24 protein-coding genes are annotated in these 25,390 nt (G+C 47.7%); 19 read left to right on the forward strand and 5 right to left on the reverse strand.

The annotated features are described in order from the left end of the window. The first annotated feature begins 790 nt into the window (after positions 1 to 790). The 7 genes from IEX98_RS05505 to IEX98_RS05535 all read left to right on the forward strand — a co-directional run bounded on the left by IEX98_RS05505 (position 791) and on the right by IEX98_RS05535 (position 7,954). Entirely contained in the window at positions 791 to 1,564 is a 774-nt protein-coding gene (locus IEX98_RS05505) for an SDR family NAD(P)-dependent oxidoreductase (protein WP_188887875.1), read from the forward strand. Between the two features lie 46 nt (positions 1,565 to 1,610). Further along, entirely contained in the window at positions 1,611 to 2,525 is a 915-nt protein-coding gene (locus tag IEX98_RS05510) for a fumarylacetoacetate hydrolase family protein (protein ID WP_188887876.1), read from the forward strand. Between the two features lie 16 nt (positions 2,526 to 2,541). Continuing rightward, entirely contained in the window at positions 2,542 to 3,420 is an 879-nt protein-coding gene (locus tag IEX98_RS05515) for an NAD-dependent epimerase/dehydratase family protein (RefSeq protein ID WP_188887877.1), read from the forward strand. A 51-nt stretch (positions 3,421 to 3,471) separates the two neighbouring features. Next, entirely contained in the window at positions 3,472 to 4,653 is a 1,182-nt protein-coding gene (locus IEX98_RS05520) for an extracellular solute-binding protein (RefSeq protein ID WP_188887878.1), read from the forward strand. A 39-nt stretch (positions 4,654 to 4,692) separates the two neighbouring features. Further along, positions 4,693 to 5,460: an SDR family NAD(P)-dependent oxidoreductase gene (locus tag IEX98_RS05525; RefSeq protein ID WP_188887879.1), complete on the forward strand. Its 768-nt coding sequence runs from the start codon at positions 4,693 to 4,695 to the stop codon at positions 5,458 to 5,460. An 86-nt stretch (positions 5,461 to 5,546) separates the two neighbouring features. Beyond that, complete coding sequence (locus tag IEX98_RS05530; RefSeq protein ID WP_188887880.1) at positions 5,547 to 6,644, forward strand: mandelate racemase/muconate lactonizing enzyme family protein; 1,098 nt, start codon at positions 5,547 to 5,549, stop codon at positions 6,642 to 6,644. Between the two features lie 35 nt (positions 6,645 to 6,679). Next, positions 6,680 to 7,954 (forward strand): alpha-L-fucosidase, encoded by a 1,275-nt coding sequence (locus IEX98_RS05535; protein WP_188887881.1) that lies wholly within the window; start codon positions 6,680 to 6,682, stop codon positions 7,952 to 7,954. Positions 7,955 to 8,060: 106 nt separating this feature from the next. On the opposite strand, the gene IEX98_RS05540 is transcribed toward IEX98_RS05535, so the two are convergent. Next, positions 8,061 to 9,038, reverse strand: coding sequence for an arsenic resistance protein (locus IEX98_RS05540; RefSeq protein WP_188887882.1), 978 nt, complete (start codon positions 9,036 to 9,038; stop codon positions 8,061 to 8,063). Between the two features lie 161 nt (positions 9,039 to 9,199). On the opposite strand from IEX98_RS05540, the gene IEX98_RS05545 reads away from it, so the two are divergent. Continuing rightward, a complete protein-coding gene (locus IEX98_RS05545; protein WP_188887883.1) occupies positions 9,200 to 10,585 on the forward strand; it encodes a hypothetical protein in 1,386 nt (461 codons plus the stop codon). 68 nt (positions 10,586 to 10,653) lie between these two features. Here IEX98_RS05545 and IEX98_RS05550 read toward each other — a convergent pair whose 3' ends face one another. Next, entirely contained in the window at positions 10,654 to 12,003 is a 1,350-nt protein-coding gene (locus IEX98_RS05550; RefSeq protein WP_188887884.1) for a hypothetical protein, read from the reverse strand. A 264-nt stretch (positions 12,004 to 12,267) separates the two neighbouring features. Between IEX98_RS05550 and IEX98_RS05555 the strand changes: the two genes are divergently transcribed. Continuing rightward, on the forward strand, positions 12,268 to 12,684 hold the full coding sequence (locus IEX98_RS05555) for a FixH family protein (protein WP_188887885.1): 417 nt from the start codon (positions 12,268 to 12,270) through the stop codon (positions 12,682 to 12,684). Positions 12,685 to 12,725: 41 nt separating this feature from the next. Here the strand turns inward: IEX98_RS05555 and IEX98_RS05560 are convergent, their stop codons facing one another. Next, the gene (locus IEX98_RS05560; RefSeq protein ID WP_229691975.1) at positions 12,726 to 13,652 is read right to left on the reverse strand and encodes a LysR family transcriptional regulator; all 927 of its coding nucleotides are present in this window, start codon (positions 13,650 to 13,652) and stop codon (positions 12,726 to 12,728) included. 173 nt (positions 13,653 to 13,825) lie between these two features. On the opposite strand from IEX98_RS05560, the gene IEX98_RS05565 reads away from it, so the two are divergent. The 3 genes from IEX98_RS05565 to IEX98_RS05575 all read left to right on the forward strand — a co-directional run bounded on the left by IEX98_RS05565 (position 13,826) and on the right by IEX98_RS05575 (position 16,884). Continuing rightward, positions 13,826 to 14,287: a GlcG/HbpS family heme-binding protein gene (locus tag IEX98_RS05565; RefSeq protein WP_374705323.1), complete on the forward strand. Its 462-nt coding sequence runs from the start codon at positions 13,826 to 13,828 to the stop codon at positions 14,285 to 14,287. Between the two features lie 256 nt (positions 14,288 to 14,543). Beyond that, a complete protein-coding gene (locus IEX98_RS05570; RefSeq protein ID WP_188887887.1) occupies positions 14,544 to 15,668 on the forward strand; it encodes an NADH:flavin oxidoreductase in 1,125 nt (374 codons plus the stop codon). Position 15,669: 1 nt separating this feature from the next. Beyond that, on the forward strand, positions 15,670 to 16,884 hold the full coding sequence (locus IEX98_RS05575; protein ID WP_188887888.1) for a M20 metallopeptidase family protein: 1,215 nt from the start codon (positions 15,670 to 15,672) through the stop codon (positions 16,882 to 16,884). 638 nt (positions 16,885 to 17,522) lie between these two features. Here IEX98_RS05575 and IEX98_RS05580 read toward each other — a convergent pair. After that, on the reverse strand, positions 17,523 to 18,353 hold the full coding sequence (locus tag IEX98_RS05580) for a LysR substrate-binding domain-containing protein (protein WP_188887889.1): 831 nt from the start codon (positions 18,351 to 18,353) through the stop codon (positions 17,523 to 17,525). Positions 18,354 to 18,427: 74 nt separating this feature from the next. Here IEX98_RS05580 and IEX98_RS29345 point away from each other — a divergent pair, with 74 nt between their 5' ends. The 6 genes from IEX98_RS29345 to IEX98_RS05605 all read left to right on the forward strand — a co-directional run bounded on the left by IEX98_RS29345 (position 18,428) and on the right by IEX98_RS05605 (position 23,158). Further along, complete coding sequence (locus IEX98_RS29345; RefSeq protein WP_188887890.1) at positions 18,428 to 18,598, forward strand: EamA family transporter; 171 nt, start codon at positions 18,428 to 18,430, stop codon at positions 18,596 to 18,598. Continuing rightward, the gene (locus IEX98_RS29075) at positions 18,595 to 19,074 is read left to right on the forward strand and encodes an EamA family transporter (RefSeq protein WP_268237820.1); all 480 of its coding nucleotides are present in this window, start codon (positions 18,595 to 18,597) and stop codon (positions 19,072 to 19,074) included. Before IEX98_RS29345 ends, IEX98_RS29075 begins: the two co-directional genes overlap by 4 nt. Positions 19,075 to 19,092: 18 nt before the next feature. Then, a complete protein-coding gene (locus IEX98_RS29495) occupies positions 19,093 to 19,269 on the forward strand; it encodes an EamA family transporter (protein WP_229691977.1) in 177 nt (58 codons plus the stop codon). Positions 19,270 to 19,367: 98 nt separating this feature from the next. After that, positions 19,368 to 20,006 carry a TetR/AcrR family transcriptional regulator gene (locus IEX98_RS05595; RefSeq protein WP_188887891.1) on the forward strand — a complete coding sequence of 213 codons (639 nt, stop codon included), beginning with the start codon at positions 19,368 to 19,370 and terminating at the stop codon, positions 20,004 to 20,006. Between the two features lie 34 nt (positions 20,007 to 20,040). After that, positions 20,041 to 22,380 (forward strand): FtsX-like permease family protein, encoded by a 2,340-nt coding sequence (locus tag IEX98_RS05600; RefSeq protein WP_188887892.1) that lies wholly within the window; start codon positions 20,041 to 20,043, stop codon positions 22,378 to 22,380. Positions 22,381 to 22,393: 13 nt separating this feature from the next. Continuing rightward, positions 22,394 to 23,158, forward strand: a complete 765-nt coding sequence (locus tag IEX98_RS05605) for an ABC transporter ATP-binding protein (protein WP_188887893.1) — start codon at positions 22,394 to 22,396, stop codon at positions 23,156 to 23,158. A gap of 93 nt (positions 23,159 to 23,251) precedes the next feature. Here the strand turns inward: IEX98_RS05605 and IEX98_RS05610 are convergent, their stop codons facing one another. Next, positions 23,252 to 23,833 (reverse strand): TetR/AcrR family transcriptional regulator, encoded by a 582-nt coding sequence (locus IEX98_RS05610; protein ID WP_188887894.1) that lies wholly within the window; start codon positions 23,831 to 23,833, stop codon positions 23,252 to 23,254. 179 nt (positions 23,834 to 24,012) lie between these two features. On the opposite strand from IEX98_RS05610, the gene IEX98_RS05615 reads away from it, so the two are divergent. Beyond that, positions 24,013 to 24,753, forward strand: coding sequence for an SDR family oxidoreductase (locus IEX98_RS05615; protein ID WP_188887895.1), 741 nt, complete (start codon positions 24,013 to 24,015; stop codon positions 24,751 to 24,753). Positions 24,754 to 25,390 lie beyond the last annotated feature (637 nt).

The following is a 25,390-nucleotide window of genomic DNA, read 5'->3' on the forward strand; positions in this document are numbered from 1 at the left end:
ATTGCTATAGCCAAAGTATTCTGAAGCTCATTTACCTCATGTACAACGACTGGCATCTGCTTTTTTGTGAGACAGGTTGGCTAGGAGCTGTGAGATAAGGAATCAAAATGCAAAAGTGCAGGTTGAAAGTCGTTTAATCGACGATATATCGCGTCAAAATGTAAATGTGCAGGTTGATTGGTCTAAAAAGTGTCGAAAGGGCCGAATTGGGCGATTTCAAATGCACTTTTGCATTTTGAGGGCGGTTTGAGGTAGGTTTGGGGCATATCAAAATGCACTTTTGCATGTTGTTCCTCATTTTGCGAGGTGAGGCGGTCTTGTACGGGGTGTCTAGTAAGGCGGATGCTACCTAGCAGTATAAGAAGAGTTTCAAATGATGTGATCACCCATTAAGCTGAATGTGCGTGCGCGTGCTAGTACTTGTAAAGGTAATAATATATCAACCATCATGAAATGCAATACGCTTACATGTTGCGTACACGTAGATTTTCTTTATTTTCCATTAAACGCCAATTGGCGTTTTTTTTTATTGCGTTGAGAGAGAAAGGAACTACGAAAAACATAAAAATTACCGGACTAATTATCAAATAATTGGAGCGCCGGACAAATACGATATTGAACGCAAGTGTTACACTATTGTTGTCATTAACACGATTATCGCATCTCAAAATAGCGGAGTATTTAACAATACTTCGGAATGGATTGCAGCGGCGGTAACATGCTTGATCATTAGATTGTGCTGCCCTGCTGCTCACATGCCAATCATTCATTGTGAAACGGAGGTTTTAGGATGAGGCTTCAAGGAAAAGTTGCTCTTGTAACCGGAGCTGGCTCCGGTATCGGACGAACGACGGCTGAGCTGTTTGCCCGGGAGAGCGCGGTGGTCATCGTCAACGATATTGATGAGCTGGCAGGTAAAGAGACACTCCAGCGGATCAATACCGCAGGCGGGCAGGGGATATTCCTCCAGGCCGATGTGACGGATTCGGATTCGGTGAAAGGGATGGCGGAAAAAGCAATCGAGGCGTACGGCGTGATAGATGTGCTGTTCAACAACGCCGGCGTCAGCGGCGTGGGCGCTATTCACGAGCTGGAGCCGGAGGCATGGGACCGGGTTATTCGCGTGAATCTGCGTGGCGTGTTCCTGCCTTGCAAACACATCCTGCCCTACATGATGGAGAGAAAATCAGGCTCTATCATTAATATGTCCTCATGTGTCGCGGAGATTGGGCTTGCCCGTCGTGCATCGTACGCGGCTTCCAAGGGAGCGGTGCTTGCCTTGACCAAATCGATGCAAGTCGATTATGCCAAGTACAATATTCGCGTCAACGCGCTGCTGCCCGGCACGATCATGACTCCGTTTGTTGAGCAATATTTGCAGAACGCTTATGATGATCCGACTGCCGCGATCGAAGCAATCAAGACAAGACAGCTCAGCGGGGAGCTAGGCAGACCCGAGGACGTGGCGAATGCGGCGCTATTTCTGGCATCGGACGAAGCTTCGTTCATGATGGGCTCGCCGCTGTATATTGACGGAGGCGTCGTCTTTGGCAAGGATGCTTAACCTTATCAATTAATTGAATATTCAAACGATAGGATGTGGACTAACAATGAAGCTGGTAACGATTGAACGCAACGGAACAAACACACTGGGGGTTAAGCTTGATGAAGGGATCGTCGATATCCAATCAGCACTGCAACACCTGCCGGCAAACGGAGTATCCTCCGATGTAATGGACGTCATTGGCGGCGGAGAAGCGGCACTTGCAACGTTGAAAGACTATTTGCAGCGTTTGCAGCTGACGAATGAAGGCAAGGAAAATTGGCTGTTGAACGAAACGGATGTTTCCTTCGGTCCGTGTGTCACGAAACCGGGCAAAATTATCTGCGTCGGCCTTAACTACCGGAAGCATGCAGCAGAGACGAATGCAGCCATCCCCGAGTATCCGATTCTGTTCAATAAATTTAATAATTCGCTGACTGGCTACGGAAAGGACATCGCGTTGCCTGAACGTGTGACGAGCGAGGTCGACTATGAGGTTGAGCTTGTTATCGTAATGGGCAAACCCTGCAAGTATGCAAGCAAAGACGAAGCGCTGAACCATGTTTTCGGCTATTGCAACGCCAACGATCTTTCGGCGAGAGATTTGCAGATGCGGACTCCGCAATGGCTGCTGGGCAAAACTTGCGACGGCTTTGGCCCTGTCGGCCCTTACTTAGTCACAGCGGACGAAGTGCCGAATCCGAATGACTTGGAAATGAAATGCACCGTGAATGGCGAAGTGAGGCAGCATTCGAATACTTCGGATATGATTTTTCATTGCGATGAAATCGTCAGCTACATTTCCCAGCATATGACCTTGGAGCCTGGCGATTTAATTTTAACCGGAACGCCTGAAGGCGTCGTGCTTGGTTATCCGGCGGAGAAGCGGGTTTACTTGAAGCCTGGCGATATCGTCACAGTGGAGATTGAACGTCTGGGAACGTTAACGAATCGCATGGTCAGCGAGCAGGAACTGGTATAAGGGAGGCTTCAGCATTATGCATATCCTCATTACCGGAGCAACGGGCTTTATTGGACAACGTTTAATTGAGCATTTGGGGAATGGACATGACATTACGGTCATGAGCCGCAGTGCAATTGAAGGTATTGGACGTATAAAAGTCCGGCAAATTATAGGCTCCTTCGACCAGCCGGATACACTGCGGAAACTTGATAGTATACCGGTCGTTGATGCAGTCATTCATCTCGCGGCGGTCACAGGCGGCAGCGACGAAGAAGAAGCATTAGCGGTTAATGTAGCGGGCACGAGAAGACTTTATCGTTACTTGCTTGACCACGGCTGTCGAAAATTTATTACGGCCAGCTCAATTGCAGCCGCAGGCGTGCTGGACCCTGCTTTCACTCCATTAGAGCTTCCCATTCAGGATGATCATCCGTGTCTAGCAACCGATGCATACGGTTTAAGCAAGGCAATGGTTGAAGAATTGACTCGTTACTTTCATCGGACATCGCCCGATACGGATTTCATCAATGTAAGATTGGGAGCTGTCGTGCCAGATGAGAGCTTTGAGCAGCCCAAGATTGATACCGAGACTGAACTTTCCGTTCCTTACGTAGAGCTCGGCAGAGTCTATGCGAGCGACGTTGTGGATGCATTCGTACGTATGCTGGAGGCGCCTTTTCAAGTCCGATGCATAACTTGCAATCTCGTTGCTCCCGACAGCGGCGCAGCCATTCCGACCATAGAGCTGCTTTGGTCCTGGTACGGCGTTCAAACAAACCGCGATAAACTTAAGGGATACATGGGGAAAGAAAATACCTATAAACCTCTTTACGCGATAAATCGCTTGGAATCTGAATTTGGCATCATTCCGAAAAAAAGGCTGCGGCCGCTGATTGATAGCGCCATGGAATAAAAGAACCGTCTCCGATATCGGATACGCATTCAAATCGGAAGGAGGAACAATATGACTGTCCAAACTTTACGAGTGGCCTTAATTGAAGGCCCTGCGTACAATCCGCTCTACCAGATTTTCGAAAAATTCGAGAGGGATACAGGCATTCATGTAAGCGTTTCATTTCTGGGGGCGCATCCCGATCTTAACCGCCATGTAGGCGAATTATTCGATTCCGGCAAATGCAATTATGATTTGATATCCACGCATACGAAATATGCACCATCGCAAGCAGCGTATTTAATGGAGCTGGATGATTATTTTATGGCGGAGGAATTGAATGATTTCTCGCCTGCGCTGATCGAGCTGGCCCGTGTACAAGGAAAGCTGAAGAGCATTCCCCGCAATTTCGATGCCCGGCTGCTTTTCTATCAAACCGATAAACTTCAGCAATTAGGATTAGACGTTCCGCAAACCTGGCAGGAGCTGTATGAAGCAGCTGTAGCGGCGAAAGAGCAGGGCTGTACCGGATTTGCTTATCCGGGTATGGAGTCGGGTCTATTCGGAACCTTCTTCGAGCTGTTGGTTAGCAGAGGCGGGGAGTTGTTCGATGAACGGCTGCAGCCAGCATTCGACAGCGAGGCGGGCAGAGAAGCGCTGCATTATTTGAAACGAATGTACGAACAGGGACTTACACCGCAAAATCTGCCAGACATGCATTATGACGAGGTGTCGCAATGCTTCCGCGATGGCGAGTGCATGATGGTCACGGATTGGCCTGGCTATTACCAATTGCTGCTTGATCCATCACGGCCGGCAGCCGGGCGCTTCGGACTTGCATTAACGCCTGCGGATGCCAGCGGTAAAAGATCCGTCTACTGCGGCAGCCATTCCTTTGCCGTAACGGCTTCAACGCAGAAGCCGGAGCAAGCGGTCTCTTTATTAAAATATTTAACCTCGCAAGAGGCCCAAAGCATTGATGCCGTTCATGGTCATGTACCGGTTCGGGGATCGGTGCTAGACTCGCAGAAAAAAAGCGCGCCAGCCGGTTCGCTGGAAGCGCAGCGCTGGTCGCTGCTCGATGAGACGATGGCGACATGCGTCATCATCCCGCCGAAATTTCCGGAATATCCGGAAACGGAGGATCTATTATGGAAAGCGCTGCAGGACGGCATAACCGGCAAGTTGCCGGTTGAGGATGCGCTTAAGGGCGCTGCCGCCAATATCGGGCGTATTGTCAGTCGATATGCGTAGCCACTTAGTGAACACTGCAATGGGGAAGGACGGATCGGAATGCTAGTAGAAGGAAAAGTATGCCTTATTACCGGAGGCGGCTCTGGGATTGGAGAAGTGACGGCACTGCGGTTTGCTGAAGAAGGCGCCCGCGTTGTCATTGCCGATATCGATGCAGCGGAAGGCCGGAGAGTGGCTGAGGCCATACAGGCGGCTCATGGCGAGACGGCAGCAATGGCTGTTCAGGCAGATGTTTCAGCCGAAAGTGAAGTGCGCAGCCTGATCGAAGCTATCGCCAAGCAATACGGGAGACTGGATGTGCTCGTCAACAATGCGGCCACGATATTGCCGAAGCTGATTGAGGACGTGGAGGAGCGGGAATGGAACAAAGTCATAGACGTCAATCTGAAGAGCGTCTTCCTACTTACGAAACATTCTCTCCCGCTGCTCAAGCAATCGAAGGGTAGCATCGTTAATATGGCGAGCTTAAACGGACTAGTCGGCCAGAAGCAGAATGCGGTATACGCTTCGACCAAAGGAGCGATCGTCGCCATGACGAAATCGCTGGCGCTGGATTATGCGCCCGATGGCGTACGGGTCAATTGCATTTGTCCGGCAGGCGTGTCCACGCCGCTGCTGGAGAAATGGACGGAGGAGCAGGATGATCCTGCCCGCACCCGCGTCATGCTGGATGATATGCATCCGCTTGGCAGACCAGCTAAGCCGCATGAGATTGCGGATGCAGCGTTGTTCTTCGCGAGCGGCTTGTCGCAGTTCGTAACCGGCGTCGCGCTTCCTGTTGACGGCGGTGCTTCCTTGGGCTACTAACCCTGCAAAACCTGTAGTCTATGACAATCATCAATCATTACTCACTAATCATCGCTGAATCTAAACGATCATATGGAGGAATCGGAATGAAAATCACGAAAGCTGAAAGCTTTATTTTACATGTGCCAATTACCCCGCCAATCACAGACGCCATCAATGTTGCAACGCACTGGGGTGTAACGGGCGTTCGGATCGAGACGGATGAAGGCATTACTGGTTACGGCTATACTGGGACATGCGCCAAAGGTGATGAGATGATTGCGGACACGATTGACCGCTACTACGCCCCGGTCTTAATTGGCAAAGATCCGTTTATGGTCAAGCAGCTGTGGGAAGAAATGCGGTTCGGGCCGATGCACTGGATCGGCCGTGCCGGCGTGACCCATATGGCGCTTGCTGCAGTCGACATTGCGCTGTGGGACATTATGTCCAAAGCGGCCGAGAAGCCGCTGTGGCAGTATTTGGGCGGACATAAGCCCGAAGGAATCAAGGCGTACAATACGAACGGCGGCTGGCTGAATTGGAGCAAGGAACGGCTGATCGAGGACATGAGCGCGATATTGGACCAAGGCTTTACCGCTGTGAAAATGAAGGTCGGCAAGCCGAATCCAAGAGAGGACTATGAGCGGGTCGAGGCGGTTCGCCGGGCAATCGGCGATCACACCGGTCTGATGATCGACGTCAATCAGCAGTGGAATATTACGACCGCTATGACATGGGGCAAAAAGCTGGAGCAATTCGATCTCATCTGGCTCGAAGAGCCGCTTAATCCCGATGACATTGCGAATCACAAAAAGCTGGCCGATGAGCTGAACGTGCCAATCGCCTTAGGCGAGCATGTGTACAACAAATACGCGTTCCGCGATTACATTGCGCAGGGTGCGGTGGAATATGTGCAGGTGGACGTAACCCGCGTAGGGGGAGTAACGGAATGGCTTCAAGTAGCCGGGCTTGCAGCAGCTTATGACTTGCCGGTATGTCCGCATGTCGGCGACATGGGTCAAATCCATCAGCATCTTGTCGCAGCTACTCCGGGAGCGGTCATGCTGGAATACATTCCTTGGATTCGCCATATTTTTGAGGAGCCGGCCACGGTAAAAGACGGCTTCTACGTTCTTCCGCAGCAGCCAGGCGCGTCGACGACTATTATCCCGCAATATTTTGAACAATACCGCGTTCGATAACAGATAACGATCACAGATAAGAGGAGAGCGATAATATGAAAGCCTTACATCCAGAAGCACAGTGGTTTGATGAAGCAAGATTTGGCGTATTTATCCATTGGGGACCTTATGCGCTGCGAGAAATTGAAGCCTCATGGCCTCTAATGCCCCATTTTCATCAGCACACGGACATGGAAAGCTATGAAAGTATGGCCGATGAGTTCAATCCCGAGCTGTATGACCCTCGTGAATGGGCGAGAACGGCGAGGGAAGCTGGTGCCAAATATATTGTCCTGACGGTGAAGCATCATGATGGTTTTTGTCTCTTTGATACGAAGACTACCGATTATAATGCGGTGCAGCGAGGTCCGAAGCGGGATTTGGTCACGCCGTTTGTAGAAGCGGCAAGAGCCGAGGGGTTGAAAGTCGGGCTTTATTTTACGACGATCGACTGGTATGATCCGGATTTTGCTACCATTCCAGTTACTTCGCACATTCAATCGCCTAAACCTAACGTCTATGATCCTGAGCGCTGGTGGGAGTTTCACAAGCGTTTCGTGGAACAGCTTCGTGAACTGTTGACGAACTATGGACGAATTGACCTGATCTGGTTCGATGTTCCCGGCTTCGGTGCCGATCGCTGGAGAAGCAGCGAAGTGAAAGCGATGATGCTTAACCTGCAGCCTCATCTGATCATGAATGACCGGCTGCCGGAAGCAGGCGATTATGAAACACCGGAGCAATTCGTACCGCTTCATCCGCCGGATGAGTGGTGGGAAACCTGCATGACGATGAATAATCAATGGGCCTATCATTCCGACCCTGCCGCTTATAAAAGCACGGTTACGCTGCTGAATACGCTGCTGGAGGTTACGACGAAGGGCGGCAATCTGCTGTTGAATGTAGGACCACGCGCAGACGGAACTTGGCCGGAAGAAGCGAAGGAGCGCTATGCGGCGATCGGCAGCTGGCTTTCCCATTCGGGAGAAAGTATCTATGGAACGAGCCGCGTTCCGGAGCATTACCCGCCATGCTTCTACGGACCGATGACGACGAAAGAGAACACGATCTACCTGCATGTCCGCGATGTGCCGCGTACCCCGGTGGAGCTCCGTGAGGTGGGTGGTAAGATTAAAGGCGTTCGTTTGCTGAAATCGGGCAAGGAGCTGGCTTACCGCGTAGAAGAGACCCACGGTTTCTTCGGCGGTGTTGACGGCGATTACTGCGTAAGCCGTGTATGGATCGATCTTGCGGCAGAGGATTGCGATGAGTGGAACAGTGTAGTGGCCGTCGACTTCGAGACGGCTCCAGTGTGGCCGGGACGCAGATAACACGAGATGTAAAAAGCCTAATTGCTTGAGATTCGGGCTGACCCCAGTATGTGAGAACAGGGGTCAGCCTTTCTTGAGCAGTTAGGCTTTTTTAGGTTCCAGCTTTCTACTTGGAGGTCTTAGCATCCCTTAATAGAAAGGAAGGTACTAACCGGATATAAAATAGTTCAGCGATGAGCTCCACTATCGTTTGAGTGACGATAACGGCTGCCGCAATCGTCGCCCACTCTCCTGGCAGGGCAAGAGCAAGCGGAAGGACGACGAGGGAATTCCGTGTCCCTGAGCTGAATAGGACGGCTCGTCCTGCGCCTGTATCGAGCCGAAACCACTTCACAACGAGACGGGAAAGCAATGGCATAACGAGATGAAATCCGACGTAGATGGGAATCACTTTAAGCAGGAGGTCAATGTCATCTATAATTTTTCCGATTTGCGAAGCGACAACGACGACGAGCACCAGAGCCATAAAGGGAACCGGCAGCCAAGCGGTTGCTTGCAGAAAGGCCGTTCCGGTTGACCGTTTGTTTGCCCATAGCTGTGTAGCGATCGCAAGCAGAAGCGGAATGACGATCAGGTAGAAGAAAGCTTCAGCGAACGGACCGGCTTTTACGATGACGGCCGTATCTTTTCCAAGGAACAGCCATAGATAAAGAGGCAGGAGGGCCATCTGAACGACGAATAAAATCGGTGTTGCGGCGAGCATAAGCCTTTCATTGCCGCGTCCGAGCTGCGTAAAGACGATGACATAGTCGATGCAAGGCGTCAGCAGCACGAGAAACAATCCGGTGAGGACGGCTTGTGATTGTGGAAAAATTTGCGTCAATGTCCACACAACGACAGGGACGACGACAAAATTGGATACGAGCAAAGCGCCGATAAATTTGGCATTGGATAAGGACTCCCGCAGCTGCAGGAATGGAATTTGGGCGAACATGCTGTATAACAGAATGGCGAGCAGGGGGGAAATCGCGATATGTAGTGCAGAACCTGCTTCCGGGCTGAATGCCCCGTAAATGCCGCCGATGACCAGCGCAACGACATAGACCCAGATTTGTTGCTGTTCTAGCTTCTCTCTTGTAATCAAAACGTTGAAACTCCTTTTTAAACTAAATTATACCATGAAAAGAAACAGGGCGTTCGCGGGTTTCTGCAACTTTAATGCGGCTGCTGTCGTTTCTATTATATGTAAATTCATGAAGCGAAATGTAATCATGTGCAAGTATCCGTAAAACAAGGAGGGATCGTATGCGATATTTTGTTAGTCTGATCGTCGTAATGTTCGTATTGACGGGATGTACGAGTACGGAACAGCCTCCCGTTAACAAAATTTCTGACATTAGTTCTGAAGCTGCAAAGGCAGCTCCGTCTCCGTCCCCATCTCCAGATAAAGCAACAATACAACCGGACGAATTAGTTGAACCGTCTTTATACTTCGAGCAGTTTGAAACGGTACCCGAACATCAACGGGTTGTCATGGTAAGGTCGAATGTGGATATGCAGAAGGACTCGTTCAATTGGGTATTGGAGAGTACCTTGAAGAAAAGTGATGAGAAGGCTGAGCTGAATTATACGCTAGAATGGGAAACGCCGCGATTTTTGCAAATCCGTTTTCAATATGATAAAGAGGCCCTTACGTTTATGTTCAACCTGAACGAGGCCAAAACCGTCGATGGAAGGACGTTTGCCCGCAAGGATCAGCCCAATAGCAATAAAGTAATCGTACGCTATAATGGCAGGCAGTCTAGCCTTATATTGAAAAATCCGCTTACCAACAAGCAAAGCATCATCCCGGTCTGGGATACCAATTGGATCAAGACGATCAAAGCGAGCGGAGGAGCTGAGGCATCGTATTTATTTTACGGGAAAGACCAGCATCATTTGTTCACCATCTCGAATCATAAAACGTTGGAGCTTCCTGTCGTACTAGATAAGCATAAGGATGGTTACGGCAATGATTATGGATACAACGATATGTACTCCGATCAATTCTATTCGGGGTACACCTACTTGATACAAGACAATAAACGACTTTACAAAGTAGGGCTGAAAGACGGGAAACGCGAGCTTCTGTATAAGTTCGACAAGCCTGTTTATGGCTTATCCTCATCACCCGACGGGAAGAAAATTGCCGTGTTATACGCGCATGACGATTTGATTGGTCCAGTTGCCGACTTGAAAGTGTTTGATGCAAAAGGAAAGCCGATCTATACGTTGGAAAATGCAGCTCATATGTCCCACAGTGGCGGATTTCTATTCGTCTACCCGCTAAGCTGGGCGGATAACTCGCATCTGATTCTTCCAGCAGACGTTTGGGAAGAAAATCCTCTAGGCAGAATTGTGCTGGATTTCGGAAGCAAAAAACAATCGGTTCTCACAGATAAGCGTCTGACGAAGCAAGTGATTGCCGATCTATTCGCTCATGAGAAAAACGAGGATTACTACGCTGTATCTACGATCCGCTGGTCTCCAGATAGCAAGCTGGCAGCTTTCCAAATAAGCGATGGTCAAATCTGGATCTACAACACGAAGGATCGATCCTTCCAATTTGCCGGAGCAGGCACACTGCTCGATTGGACGCCGGACGGAAAGCTGGCGTGGGCGAATACGCTGAATGTAGCCTACCGGTTCTGAAAATCAACAAAAAACAGGCCGCCTATTTCGATCATCGAATAGGCGGCCTGTTTCATTAAGAGCTAGACTTACAGCCCTTCACCGTTCAGGTAGTTGAAGAAAGGACCGTCAACCCAGAAGGTGTAAGTTGTTACTTTAACAGATGGATCTACAGTAGCAAAGCCTTTTGCAATCGCATCGGTTTTGTCTGGCAGGGAGAAGGTTTGTGCATAGTAATGGCCGTCAACGATTTTGTTGTTGGCAATTTCCTTGTAGCCTTCCGTTTTTGTCAGCGAGTAGTAGAGCGGTTGGAACCAAGAGCCGGCAATAAGACCTTTTTGACCAGCCGCATCTTTCTTCGCGTAAGACCAAATGATTTTGTCGAACTTCACTTTGTCAGTCGTGTTCGCAAATTCAAATTTAATATCATATTCTTTGGCATAGTTGATATAGTTGCCGTTTTCCGTCAATACCGCTTGGTTGGTATCGTCAATTGTTGGCGTGCCCCATTCTTTCATATGAATGAAAGCGGACGTTTTTGGCTCGAATTGTACTTTCGCATCAATGCCTTCGCTGCGAAGCAAGCCGATCAGCTGAAGCGCATGCTTCACATTGGAGTGACCGTAAGTAACGGACAAGGATTCAACAAAGTTCGCGTCAAAACGGGAATCTTTCAAGTTGTAGCCTGTCACGATATCTTGTTTCAGGGCACGGTCTACAACCTCTTGCAGTTTAGGGATTTGAATGATGTTGGAAGTCGTGTAAGCCGTATAGAACTTGGAGTAAATATCAGCGTCGCTGACATAACCGATATACTGCTTGTATTTGCCGTTAATCGTCAACACTTTGCCAAGCAGCGCTTGCGTCAAAGCGGTGGAAGCAGCGGCATTGGTTTTGAATTCACCGTAAAATTCAGTAGGGATAAGTCCAGTATCCACTGCAGCAGCAAGCTCTTGAGCAGTCGTGCCAGTTACCGACTTCGTCGATACGCCGAGCTTAACGAGCGCTTTGTCCACTTTATCCTTCGGATACGTAAGAGCCAGCTCTTGCAGATTAGCTGCACGGAGCGAGATGAGTGCTGCAACCAGCGGTTTCAGCTGTTGCTTAGGCTCAACGGTCGTTCCGCCAAGAATTCCTTTGCCATGCAGTGCAGCAGCACTTGCATAAAGCGGGTCAGCGGCAGGAATGTCTGTGAACGAAACTTCTTTATCAGCTTTCGGGTTGCCCAGAATAGCAGCTGTGTATTGAATGAAATCGCCTTTCGTTGCTTTAGGGGCGACGGACAGGTTGTACTTGTCCTTGAGGAAAATGCCGTAGTCCGAAGCGGTTTCGGTTTTTCCGGCAGCACCAGCAGGTAAAATTGCGGCATTGAGCAAAAATGCTGCTGCGAGTAGAAAGGCAACCAAATACTTGGCTGTAGGTGAAACTGATCTTTGCATGATAATCTCTCCCTTTATGAATTCCGACAATTGCAGTCGACATTAAGAGAGATACTAGCATTGGAATGCCTGATGTGTCAATAGTTTTGCAGGAAATAATGAGTAGATTGCGAGATCATTTCCTCTCTAGTTGAAGTTATGGATTTTATCGTTTTTTCTGGTGGGATAAAGGAATCTATTACTTTTATATATAGATCGTAGAAATCTTATATTATTCATCATAAAAATGTATAGGTATACTTAGGTTGCAAAGGAGGCTATGACATGAAGAAAACGATCATTGGAATTGCCATGCTGCTCATGACATCCGCATGTTCTATAGCAAATGATGAACAAAGCGGCAACCGTAATAATGGGGTTGAGGTGGAAGTGAAGCCGGTTCAGCAAGTGCTTTTGCCAGGGCGCGCTATTCTGGTAGACGCTCATGTTACACAGGGGAACGAAAACGTTGCAGATGCGGAAGAAGTACAGATTGAGATATGGAATGAAGACCGCACGGCGCATGAAGTAGTGATGGCATCTCATTGGCGGGATGGCGTGTACCGGGCAAAAACGATTTTTGCAGAAAGCGGAACTTACTATATAAATGCTCTTGTGAAGGATAAAGACGGAAGCGCAACCGCTCCGCAACAAGAATGGGTTATTAATAATATCGTGGGTGAACCGCAACAGTCCTCATAATGGAATGTACTTGAAAAAAAATGCCGTCCCTTTCCGTATTGTTATGACGGATCGGGACGGCTTTGTATCGACTTGTCTTTTCGAACGATGGATATGAAATCTTTAACAAAAGCCTCCAGCTTGTCCTCTTTGTGGGCACAGAGCAGAATCGTGTTCGTAAAACGCACCCTTGGCACATCGACCTCCGCAAGCTCGCCCCGTTCAATAAAGGAACTGGATACAAGCGAGGATACAAAACTGACTCCATATCCGGCCGCAACGGCTTGAATCGTCTCATTCAGTCCATTGAACTGCAATTCGATCTTGGGCGGCTCCACGTTGTTGTTATGGCAGATCTCCAGAAGCCTCATCTTCGTAGCACTTCCTTCTTCCCGCATAATAAACGGTTCATTCATCATCGCCTTCATTGAAACCCTCTGATTCGCGTACTTATGTGCGGGGGCGACCACAAATCGGAATTCATCCCGGTACAGCTCTAAGCAGTAGAGTGATTGATAATCTTCATCGGTAATTTCACTGTTGCCGAAAATCGCGATGTCCGATTCGTCGTTTTTCAAGCTGTTGAGCGCTTTTTGCGAATTGACCGTTGAGATCTCTACCTCAACATCAGGGTATCTTTGCTTGAACAGTGCCGCCCATTTCGGAATAAGCACACTTGTCGCCAAATAATTGCCGATAATTCTCAGCTTGCCCCGAGGATGGTTCTGATAGTCCGCAATCATATCCTGAATTTGCTGTTCCAAATCAAACAGCTTCGAGGTTGGCTTTAACAGCTTTTGTCCAAAAGGGGTAAGCACAAGATGTCTTCCTTTTTTCTCAAACAGAACAATATGATGCTGTTTTTCAAATTGCCGGATTTGCGAGGAGATGGCTGGTTGGCTAATGGCAAGTCTTTTGGAGGCCTCGGTCACGCTGCCGGCCAGAGCAACTTGATAAAAGAGCATTAAGGCATGCAGATTAATGGACATCAGGACACCTTCCACAACTTTCATTACTACTTATTAAAGTGAATGACGGATCATCTTTTTATACATCGAATTCGCAAAGTATGCGGCTAGAACTGCTTAAATATGGTTTACTATCACGGTTTGCTCCGCTGCAACATATTCTGTATGAGAATTTGGGGAGGGGCGATTGTTTGGTGTTAACTTTGGAAGCAGCAAAGCATTTGGCAGAAGCGGCAGAGCATAAGGCCCGTCAAATGGGATTAAGGATTTCTGTTTCAGTAGTGGATGACGGAGGGAATTTGCTTGTCTTTCATCGGATGGAGCGGGCCCGGATTGCCGGCATTGAAATTTCGAAAAACAAAGCTTGGACGAGTGTCAGCATGCAGCAGCCAACCGCGAATTTGGCACAGTCGGCACAGCCGGGGGGACCTGCATTCGGAATTAATACAACCAATGAAGGCCGAATCGTTATTCTTGGAGGCGGTATTCCGTTAATGGTCGGCGATCATATCGTTGGCGGGGTTGGGGTAAGCGGCGGGAGCGGCGCTCAGGACATTGAAGTGGCAACTGCTGCCGTTCAAGCCTTTGAAGCGATGGTTGCGGGGATGTCAAATGGAGCCAACGTAAATGCCCGAATCGGTTCGTACCGATATTAGGGGGAAGAGGAAATAGCATTTGAAGACCTTCCGGATAACCGGAGGGTCATCTTCCGCTTGTCGGCGGGACAAGCCATTATTTTCAAATCTGATGCTGATATGTTAGACTGAAGGGGAGTAGCGAGCAATATTTTTGCCGGACTCTTCACATCCTAAGAAGCATCGCGTGCGATCATATAGCTGTTGACCGTTCAAACGGAAACATCCCGAATGCTAGTTGGGATGTTTTTTTTATTTTATTGGAGGAGGAATAGAAATGACGAATCATGATGAACAGCATACACCATCGCTGGGGGCTTTGTTCCAGCCATTTGCAGCAGCAGGACTGTCACTGGCGAACCGGATTGTAATGGCACCAATGACGAGGGGATTTTCGCCTAACGGCATACCTGGTGATGATGTCGTGGCCTATTACCGCAGGCACGCAGAAAACGGGGTAGGATTAATTGTAACCGAAGGGACGTTAATACAGCATCCTTCTGCCTCAGCCAGCCCGAACTGGCCTCATTTTTATGGAGAGGAATCACTCAACGGATGGAAAAAGGTTGCTGAGGCCGTGCATGAGGCTGGCGGTAAAATTATTCCCCAGCTGTGGCATGTCGGTACAACGCGCAAGGTTGGAAGTCTTCCTAATCCTGAGGCGCTGCCAGTGGGCCCTTCCGGACTGGACGACTCCGGCAATCAGGTCAATGAGCCGTTGACGGAATCGGAAATCGCCGATCTAATCTCGGCGTATGCGCAAGCGGCAACTGACGCCAAAGCAGCTGGCTTTGACGGTATTGAGCTGCATGGCGCTCACGGCTATCTGATTGATCAGTTTTTCTGGGCACAGACAAATCGCCGTACCGATCAATACGGAGGCGACTTCGTTAGCCGCACACGATTTGCAGCAGAGGTAATCAAAGCCAGCCGTAAGGCGGTTGGACCGGATTTTCCGATTGTACTGCGCTTCTCACAATGGAAGGGCGGGCATTACGACGCGAAGCTGGTGACGACGCCCGAGCAGCTCGAACAGTTTCTCGCTCCGCTAACGGATGCGGGCGTAGATATATTCCACGCTTCTACCCGGCAATATTGGGTGCCAGAATTTGAGCAGTCGCATTTGAACTTGGCGGGCTGGACGAAGAAGCTGACTGGCAAGCCTGCCATTACGGTCGGTTCTGTAGCGCTTGAAAATGACTTTGCCAACCATCCATCCCGGATTGGGCGGCTCGCTGACATTTTGGAGCAAGGCGAGGCTGATCTGGTCGCCATTGGCCGGTCGTTGCTTGCAAATCCGGAATGGGTAAGCCATGTGCGCAGCAATCATACGAAGGATTGGACGAGTTATGACAGCAGCATTTTAGCCAATTTGAATCCTTTGCCGGAAAGAACCAATTAAGATGGAAGCTGCCTTATTATATGTTGATACATTGAAGGAAGAGCTGATTGCGCTTCGCCGGGAGTTCCATCAATATCCCGAAACTTTATTTGATGTGGACCTTACAGCGGGGAAGGTCGCCCGTTATTTGAAAGAGCTTGGGCTGGAAGTTCATGAGCAGGTAGGCAAGCATTTCGGCAAAGGGGTAGTTGCTGTGCTCGACAGCGGCCGCCCGGGCCCGACAATCGTATTGCGCGCCGACATGGATGCTCTGCCTATTACGGAAGAGAATACTGCCGTCTACCGTTCTAAGCAAGACGGCGTCATGCATGCTTGCGGGCATGATGCACATATGACGATGCTGCTTGGCGCGGCCAAGGCGCTCAGCCGGTATCGATCTGAAGTTCAGGGAATTATAAAATTCGTTTTCCAACCCTCCGAAGAGAGCGCAGTGGTAAGTCCCATTGATGGACGGATGATCAGCGGCGGACGTGATATGATCGAAGCGGGGGTGCTGGAAGGTGTCGATCTGTGTTTTGCCATCCATGTATGGCCGGAGCTGCCGAAGGGCGTGGTCGGCATTCACCGGCGCGAGGCGATGGCCGCTTCCTCTCACTTTCGTATTGCCTTTAACGGCGTCAATGGACATCACAGCACGCCGCATCTAGCCGTGGATGCACTCTCTATGTCCGTTCAGTTCATTACTGATGTGAAGTATGCGCTGGCGCTGGAGGTCGATCCGTTCCAAACGTCGGTTCTTTGCTTCGGAACGCTGCATGCCGGAACGGCGACAAATGCTATCGCCGGAGAAAGTGAGCTAAGCGGGACCTACCGCGTCTTCGATACGGAGCTAACGGCAAAAATCCACCGTATACTGGAGAGCAGGGCAGAAGCAATAGCGAGTACCTATGGCGGAGGCTATTCTTCGAACTACCGGCTCGGCACTCCGCTCATTAACGATGCAAGAGCAGTGGAGATTACGCTGCAAGCCGGCAGGCAGGCGCTCGGTGAAGATCAGATCATTCAATTGGAAAAACCAAGCTTGGCTGGAGAGGACTTCGCGCTCTATTTGCAAGAGGTGCCTGGCGCATTTGCTTTTCTTGGTATCGCTAATCCGGAGAAGGAAGTAACCTATCCGCTTCATCACCCGAAGTTCGATATTGACGAAGACATATTGACTAGCGGGTCGAAGCTGTTTGTCGAGTGGGTCAGACAGGCGCAAAATCTGATTAAATAAACGTTGAGCCTTGAGCTTCTGCCGGTCTTATTGGCAGAAGCCTTTTTTTAATTAGCGGCTTAATTGGCTATTTTCTGCGATCTCATTAAGCTCTCGCTTCACTTTTTTTGTTTGGACTCCAGTTTTGCCATTGGCTGCGACGAATATCGAATCAAAATGTAAAACTGCATGTTGTCACTCGCTTTTTAGACGATTTATCGCATCAAAATGCAAATGTGCATTTTGATTGGCCTAAAAAGGCTCTATAGCATAAAATCGAGCGATTTAAAATGTACTTTTGCATTTTGAACCCCTTTTTGAGCCTTTTGACGCTCATCAGCCTGCACATTTGCATTTTGTTTATTAGGGAGGCTAGCGTATGAAATTGGTTTCGATGCTGCTTACAAGGGAGTGACGGTAACGAGAGAGAATTGGATGGAGACGGAGATCGGAAGATCAAGAGTCTATGGTGAGTTTTTGAGAATTCGGCATTTAGGAAAGATAGGGCATATCTTGCCGTTAGAGGAGCAAGTGATTGGGTTGGATTTGAAGGCAGAAGGATAAACGTAACTGGCCTAAAAGATCGTCCTTTTCATGCATTTCATGCAGCATGGAAGGACGATTTTTTCATACATGGTCACTTTAAAAACGCTCATCTTTTATTTGACAAGATGAATATAGCTTTCTTTATTTTCTACAATAAAATCTAGAAAGCATCTCACAGCGATTGAGGCTTGTTTTCTGCTTTTTATGGCTATTCCAATGCTTCGGGAGAAGCTAGGGGATGTTTCTTTGCTGAGGATATTGTACGGGATTCTTTTCAGAATAAGTTCAGCTAATATGCTTATCCCGAGTCCGTTTTCCACCATTGAAATGATCGTATAATCATCATCGAGGCGATATTCAATCTTAGCTTTAATGTGATGTTGGCGAAACATTTCTAACACTTCTTTTTTTGTCCCTTCTTCCAATAGGATCATAGACTCCTGCTCAAAAATACTTAAGGGTACAATTTCTTCATGGGCGTAAGGATGGTTTGCAGGCAGAATTGCGAGCATCCGGTCCTCCATAATTGGAATCACTTCAAATTCTTTTAACGTAGGCAAAGACAAAAAGCCGAAATCAACCGTTCCTTCCGAAATCCAAGTTTCGATCTGGCGGTAGTCACCTTGAATCAGCTCGAATTTTATATTCGGATGCTTGGCTTTAAAGTCCTTTAGAAGCGGGGAAAGCAGATGACACGATATACTGGAGAATGTGCCGATCCGAATAAGGCCGCTTTCTATTCCATGCAATTCAGACACTTTGTCTGAAAGCTCATTATAGGCTTGGCTTAGCTTTTGAATGTAAGGCAGCAGTTCTTCGCCGTCTGAAGTAACAGAGACACCAGCATGACTTCTATTCAATAGTTTGATCCCGAACTCGTTTTCCAAGGCGATAATAATTTGGCTTACAGCTGATTGCGAATAATTGCAATAATCGGCAGCCATATTCGCTTCTCTTATATGTTGGGCATGAGTAAGATATTGTTCATGATGCAACAATGGGGGAAAAGGTAAATGGAATGACACAAAAACAAGCAAATTTAGTTTTAGCTACGGTATCGATAGCATGGGGCCTGTCTTATATTTTCATGAAGCTCGGCATTGACGGAATGCCGCCGGCCAGCATAGTGGCGTTGCGTTGCGGCATTGCTTTTATTGTGACAGTTCTGATTTTTGGTAAAAAAAAATGAAAATCAATAGGAAAATTTTGAAATATGCTTCGATCTCCGGTGCTTTGCTGACAGGCATTTTTGGCATGCTGTTATATGGTGTAATGAATACATCTGCGACCTCCGCAGGTTTTTTGACGAGCACGACTGTGGTAATGGTTCCGATCATTCAAGCATTCCTCGAACGAAAGCTTCCATCCCGGAAAATCATTGTGGGTGTTGGGATCATAACCATCGGACTGGTGCTTATGACCGTTCGCGATCAGTTGACATTTGATGTAGGTGCAATCTACTGCTTGATTGCTGCATTGCTTTATGCTGTCCATATTATGGTTTCAAATCATTTTGTACAAGAGGTAGACGCCTTACAATTGGGGATTTTTCAACTTGGTTTCTCTGCCCTTTATGCCGCTATCTTTACCTTTATGTTTGAATTGCCGCGTTTCCCGGATAGCTCAATCCATTGGTTAGCTATTCTTGGTCTAGCCCTTATATGAAGCGCTTATGGTTTTGTTATGCAGTCTGTCGCTCAAAAGTATACGACGGCAGTGAGTGTAGCGTTTCTGTTCTCGCTCGAGCCCATTTTCTCCGCGATATTTGCCTTCCTATTCTTGAAGGAGATAGTGGGACTAAACAGTTATATCGGTGCGGTATTCATCATTATGGGGGTTTTTATAGCGAATCGCAGATAGCTTGCAATTCCCATTAGAAATTAATCATTGACATCTCATTGGAAAATACTACAATTACTTATAGACCGACCGTCAGTCTATAGAAAGTGGTGAACATTTTGCGAGTGGTAAAAGAACCGGAAGAGCGCAAAAGCGAAATTTTAGATGTGGCAGAGGAGCTTTTTTTCACTAAAGGTTATGCAAGGACGACAGTTAATGATATTTTGCAGGCAATCGGTATCGCCAAAGGCACCTTTTACTACTATTTTAAATCGAAGGAAGAGGTCATGGATGCGGTTGTCACGCGGTATATCGACACCGGGGTTGCAGCAGGAAAGCAAATTGCAGCCGACGAGAAGCTTTCCGTCCATGAGAAGCTGCTGCAAATTATTATGGCGCAAAAGCAGGATACGGATAAAAAGGTTCAGTTGATCGAGCAATTCCATCAGCCGGAAAATGCGGTCATTCACCAAAAGAGTCTGACCGAAACGATTCTCAAGTTAACGCCCGTCTTAACAGAGGTTGTAGAGCAGGGGATTCAGGAAAAGCTGTTTCACACTCCATACCCCAAAGAGACGATGGAATTTCTGCTCATCTCTTCGCAGTTTATGTTCGATGAAGGGATTTTCAAATGGGAGCCCGAGGAAATTGCTTATAAAATCCAGGCTTTTATTCATGTCATGGAAGTCTCGCTAGGCGCGGAACAGGGCAGCTTTGCTTATGTCGTCAAAATGTTCGAGCAACTCAGCAAGGAGTAGAGAAACAGCTTTAATAAGGGGGAATAGCTGCCAGATGCTGTTGAAAATCGTAAAACGAGATTTTCAAAGGAATAAAATGATTACGTTAGGACTTTTTATTTTCATCATGCTGTCGTCTCTGCTTACTGCAAGCAGCGCCCATGTCGTGATGGAATTAACTCATTCATTGGATAACCTGCTCGTTAAGTCAAACGCCCCTCATTTCGTTCAAATGCATGCCGGGCCAATAGACAACGAAGCTATTGCAAACTTTGCGGCTGCCAATTCAATTGTGAAGGAACAACAAACGGTTGAAATGCTCAGCTTGGATGGATCGCAAGTTACGCTAGGCAGCAGCATGAAGACGGAAGCTAACAGCGTGATGGATATCGGCTTCGTGAAACAAAATCTTCAATTCGACTTTCTGCTCAATTTGGACAATGAGATCATTCAGGTATCTGAAGGAGAAATTGCAGTACCGATCTACTATATGAAGCAGAAAAATCTGCATGTTGGAGATCAGGTTAGTCTGTCAAAGGGACAATTTCAGACTTCATTCACCATCGTTGATTTTGTCCGCGATGTTCAAATGAACCCTTCTATCGTCAGCTCCAAGCGATTTGTCGTTAGTGATGCGGATTTTACAGCGTTGAAGAGTGAATTTCGTGAAATTGAATATTTGATCGAATTTCAGCTTACCGATCTAAGCAAGCTGAGTGAATTTCACAATGCCTATCAAGCATCGAATCTGCCGAATAAAGGGCCAGCCATTGACCTGCCGCTCCTGAAAACGCTCAATTCTCTAACAGACGGAGTCATTGCTGTTGTCATTTTACTTGTAAGCCTGCTTCTTATTCTGATCGCTATCCTGTGTCTTCGATTTACAATGCTTGCAACGATAGAGGAGGATTACAGGGAAATAGGCGTCATGAAAGCGATCGGAATCGCTCAGCCCGATATTAAGAAAATTTATTTGGCAAAATATTTCGTTTTAGCAATCTTGGCTGCTATTGGCGGATATCTGCTTAGCTTAATCGCGATGAAATGGTTTACAGCCAATATCAGCCTCTATTTGGGCGCTGCGCCAAACAGCGTGCTGCAGCATGCCGTTCCGTTGCTGGCAGTCTCTTTGATCGTCGGGATTGTGGTACTCTTTTGCAGACTCGTTCTGAGAAGGTTCAATCGAATTACGGCAGTCGACGCTTTGCGTACGGGAGCTTCACCTGCGCCGCCATCAAGCACAAGCATTCTATCCCTTAGCAAGCGCAGGCTCTTGCCTGTAAATGTATTTCTTGGTCTTAAGGATGTATATGGACGGTTCAAGATGTTTGGGATATTGCTCTTTGTCATTCTGGTGGGACTGCTCATCATCATTGTACCCGTCAACTTCATGCATACGTTGCAATCCCCGCAGTTTATTTCATATATGGGGGTAGGGCAAAGCGATATTCGAATCGACTTGCAGCAAACGGCAAATGTGGATCAGAGGTTTGAGAAAATGATTGCTTCCCTCGAAGAAGACAACGACGTTGTTAAGTTGTCGCCTCTAGTTACGAGCCGGTTTAAAGTGCTGGGCAGTGACGGAGCTTGGGAAAGCATCAACGTGGAAAGCGGTGATTTTTCTATTTTTCCACTGTCTTATATGGACGGAGCCTCGCCGGCAACTGCAGGGGAAATTGCACTTTCTGATCTGAATGCCAAAGACCTGAATAAACAGGTCGGAGATACGGTTCAATTGTTGATCGGCGACAAAGAACAGAACTTGACAGTGAGCGGTATTTATCAAGACATTACGAACGGAGGCCGGACGGCAAAAGCACGATTGCCCTATAACGAGGAGAGTGTGCTCTGGTACGTTGTCGCTTTGGATGTGAAACCGGGTGTTTCGGTCCGCGACAAAATGGATCAATATGCAGAAGCCTTTTACCCTGCAAAAATCACGCATCTAGAGGACTATTTAGCTCAGACTTTAGGCAATACGATCAAGCAGCTCAAGCTGGTTGTCCTGCTCGCTATTGTGATTTCAATTGCGATAATAGCACTTATTACATCGTTATTTTTGAAAATGCTGCTTGCAAAGGATGCTGCGCAACTGACCGTTATGCGAAGTATCGGTTTTAAGAATAGCGATATCCGAATCCAGTATCTAGGCAGGATACTGCTCGTCTCGGCTATTGGCATCCTTATTGGAATCTTAACCACCGGTACAATCGGACAAGGACTAGTTAAAGCGCTAGGATCATTCATGGGCGCTTCCAACATTCAGCTTGTTGTTCAGCCTGTGACTGCGTATTTGATTATTCCGGCTGCCGTTATGACCATTGTGGCGATCACTACGTTCGTGACTACTTTGTCCATGAATAAATCCAGAATTGCGGAGCAGATCGGGAAATGAGGAGGATGGAGACATGCCTGTATTGGAAGCAAAGGGCTTGCATAAAGTGTATTCAACCGGCGAAGGCAACGAGCAGGCCGTACTGCTGGATATCGATCTGCAAATGAGGCAGGGCGAATTCGTAGCGGTGATGGGACCCTCGGGCTCCGGTAAATCAACTTTGCTCTATGCCGTCAGCGGCATGGATAAACTGACAGCGGGAAGCGTCATCTTCAACGGACTGGACATTACGGGTCTCTCCGAGGATGAATTAGCGGGGCTGCGCCTGAGGGAAATGGGATTTATTTTTCAGCAGATGCATCTTCTTAAAAACTTAAATATTATCGACAACATCATATTGTCCGCTTATCGTGCGAAAATCAGCAATCGAAGAACGATCAACAAGCGAGCAGCGGAGCTTATGGAGAGAACCGGAATTACTGCACTTGCAGATCGTGACATTACGCAGGTGTCAGGAGGACAATTGCAGAGAGCGGCAATCTGCAGGGCGCTTATTAACGAGCCGGCTATCCTTTTAGGGGACGAGCCTACAGGCGCGTTGAACTCTAAGGCTGCTGGCGAAATTATGGACATTTTGGAGGATATTCATCATACAGGAACTACAATACTACTAGCCACACATGATGCGAAAGTTGCTGCCAGAGCAGAGCGTGTGCTCTATATGCGGGATGGCCAAATTGCTGCCGAGCAGCATCTTGGTCCATATAGGAGCGGAACTAGTGATCTGAAGAAGCGGGAAGAGATGCTTTCCTCATGGCTTAGTGGCATGGGCTTCTAAGTGCTTTGGCGAAAATGAGATAACAGCAAAAAACAGCAAAAAACTTCTGCCAAGTGGGTAGAAGTTTTTTGCTGTTGTTGGGGATGTGCCGAATCAAGAGAGGGAAGGGAAAACCTCATTTTTCTCGTACAGCTTCCGAACTTGGCTTGCCATAAAATCCGGAGAATGCGGCATTTTGTTGCGAATCCACCACTCAAGAATGCCAGTGAAAGCTGACGCCATAAACTGTGCATTTAATTCATTGTCGATCTCCGGCTGCAGATCCTGCTTACCGAGCTTTTCTTTAATGTTGATCGCTACAAATTGCAGCAGACGTTCCCGGAACAGCGACGCTCTTTGATTGGAGAAAATAGCGGTGAAGAACAGTGCGTTTTCTGCAAAGTAGTCGAATACCGGCTTTAGATCGCTGACCATCGATGTTAGTTGAGCATTCGATTCATGCTCGCCGCAAAACGCGATCAGTTGGTGGATATGCTCTTCGATGCATTTATCCAGCAGATCATATTTATCTGTATAGTGCAGATAGATCGTACCGCGATTTACGTTGGCTCGCTCCGCGATATCGTTTATCGTAATTTGCTCCAGCTCTTTTTCGGAAAATAACGTTAAAAAAGCTTTGTTTATCGCTTCCTTTGACCGAATAATTCGTCTATCGAGTTTAGCTGTTGTCTCCATTTCGAATACAGCCTCCAGTTAATGAACAATGTGATGGCATCTGTTGCATATGTAACAAATGCGCTTGGATTAACGATTGAATGATGTCATGATCTCTATATAATATAAATCAACGGCCGTTATTTAATCAACATGTATTCAATAAAATACACGAGTTCATTAAAAGGAGAGATAACGAAATGGAAAACATTAAAGATAAAGTGGTCATTATAACGGGAGCGTCGAGCGGAATTGGGGAGGCAACAGCCAAGCTGCTTGCTCAACGGGGCGCAAAAGTTGTATTGGCGGCAAGAAGAGAAGAGCGGCTGCAAACAGTCGTGAAAGAAATTGAGCAAGAGGGCGGAACAGCCGCATATATTAAAGCCGACGTTGTTTCATCCGAGGATATGCAAAAGCTGGCACATTTCGCTTTGAGTCAATATGACCGCATTGATGTATTGGTGAATAACGCAGGTATTATGCCGGTTTCAAGACTTAATGAACTTCGGGTAGCGGAGTGGGATCAAATGATCGACGTGAACATCAAGGGCGTACTGTATGGCATTGCTGCAGTTCTTCCAACGATGCGGGAACAGAAGGGCGGACATATCATTAACGTGTCGTCCGTTGCTGGCTATGAAGTAAGCCCGACCTCCGCGGTATACAGCGGTACGAAATTTGCTGTTCGTGCGATTTCGGAAGGTCTTCGCAAGGAAGAGTCGCCTTCCTCCAACATTCGCTCCACCATTATCGCTCCGGGCATGACGGAGACGGAATTGCTTAATACGGTGAGCAGCCCTGAGGTACAAGCAATAGTAGCTCATATTGGCGCGATGGCGATTTCTCCATACAGCATTGCAAGAGCCATTGCTTATGCGATCAATGAACCCGAAGATACAGGGGTTAGCGAGATTATTATTCGTCCGACTGCGCAGCCTTAATCGGAAACAACGTGTCGATGTCAGAGGAGTTGTCTACCTCTAAGGGAGGCTGTCGAGAATTTCTCGACAGCTTTTCTTAATGATGAAATGCAATATCGTGGCTGTAGTGACACCCCGGGCTCGCTGCGCGTTTTGGTTCATGCTGCTATTCTTGATTCCATTGTTCCCATTGCTCCCGCAAAGGAAAATGGATCGAATCTTCAAAAAATCATCCTGAACTCAAAACGCTCCGCTCAGCAACCCAGCAACCCAGCAACCCAGCAACCCAGCAACCCAGCAACCCAGCAACCCAGCAACCCAGCAACCCAGCAACCCTTCAGAACGCTACAATTTTAGCTGCCCTTGCTATTACTACAGCTATCATTGTTTAGCACATATATAGCGAAGTTAAGTTCACTGTTTTGCGAAACAGGTTCGTTGGAGGGGGAGCATTACCAATCAAAATGTAAAAGTACAGGTTGTCAGCCGATTTTTCGACGATTTATCGCTTCAAAATGTAAAAGTACAGGTTGATTGGCCTAGAAAGCCCCTCTAAGGCGGAAATGGGCGATTTAAAATGTACTTTCTCCAAGGCCCCCTAAATAAACTAGAGTCTCCCTATCCAAATATATTAAAATAAAGAAAAGGGAGATGATTC

The sequence above is a fragment of the Paenibacillus radicis (ex Gao et al. 2016) genome, from assembly GCF_014641555.1.
Lineage (GTDB): Bacteria > Bacillota > Bacilli > Paenibacillales > Paenibacillaceae > Pristimantibacillus > Pristimantibacillus radicis.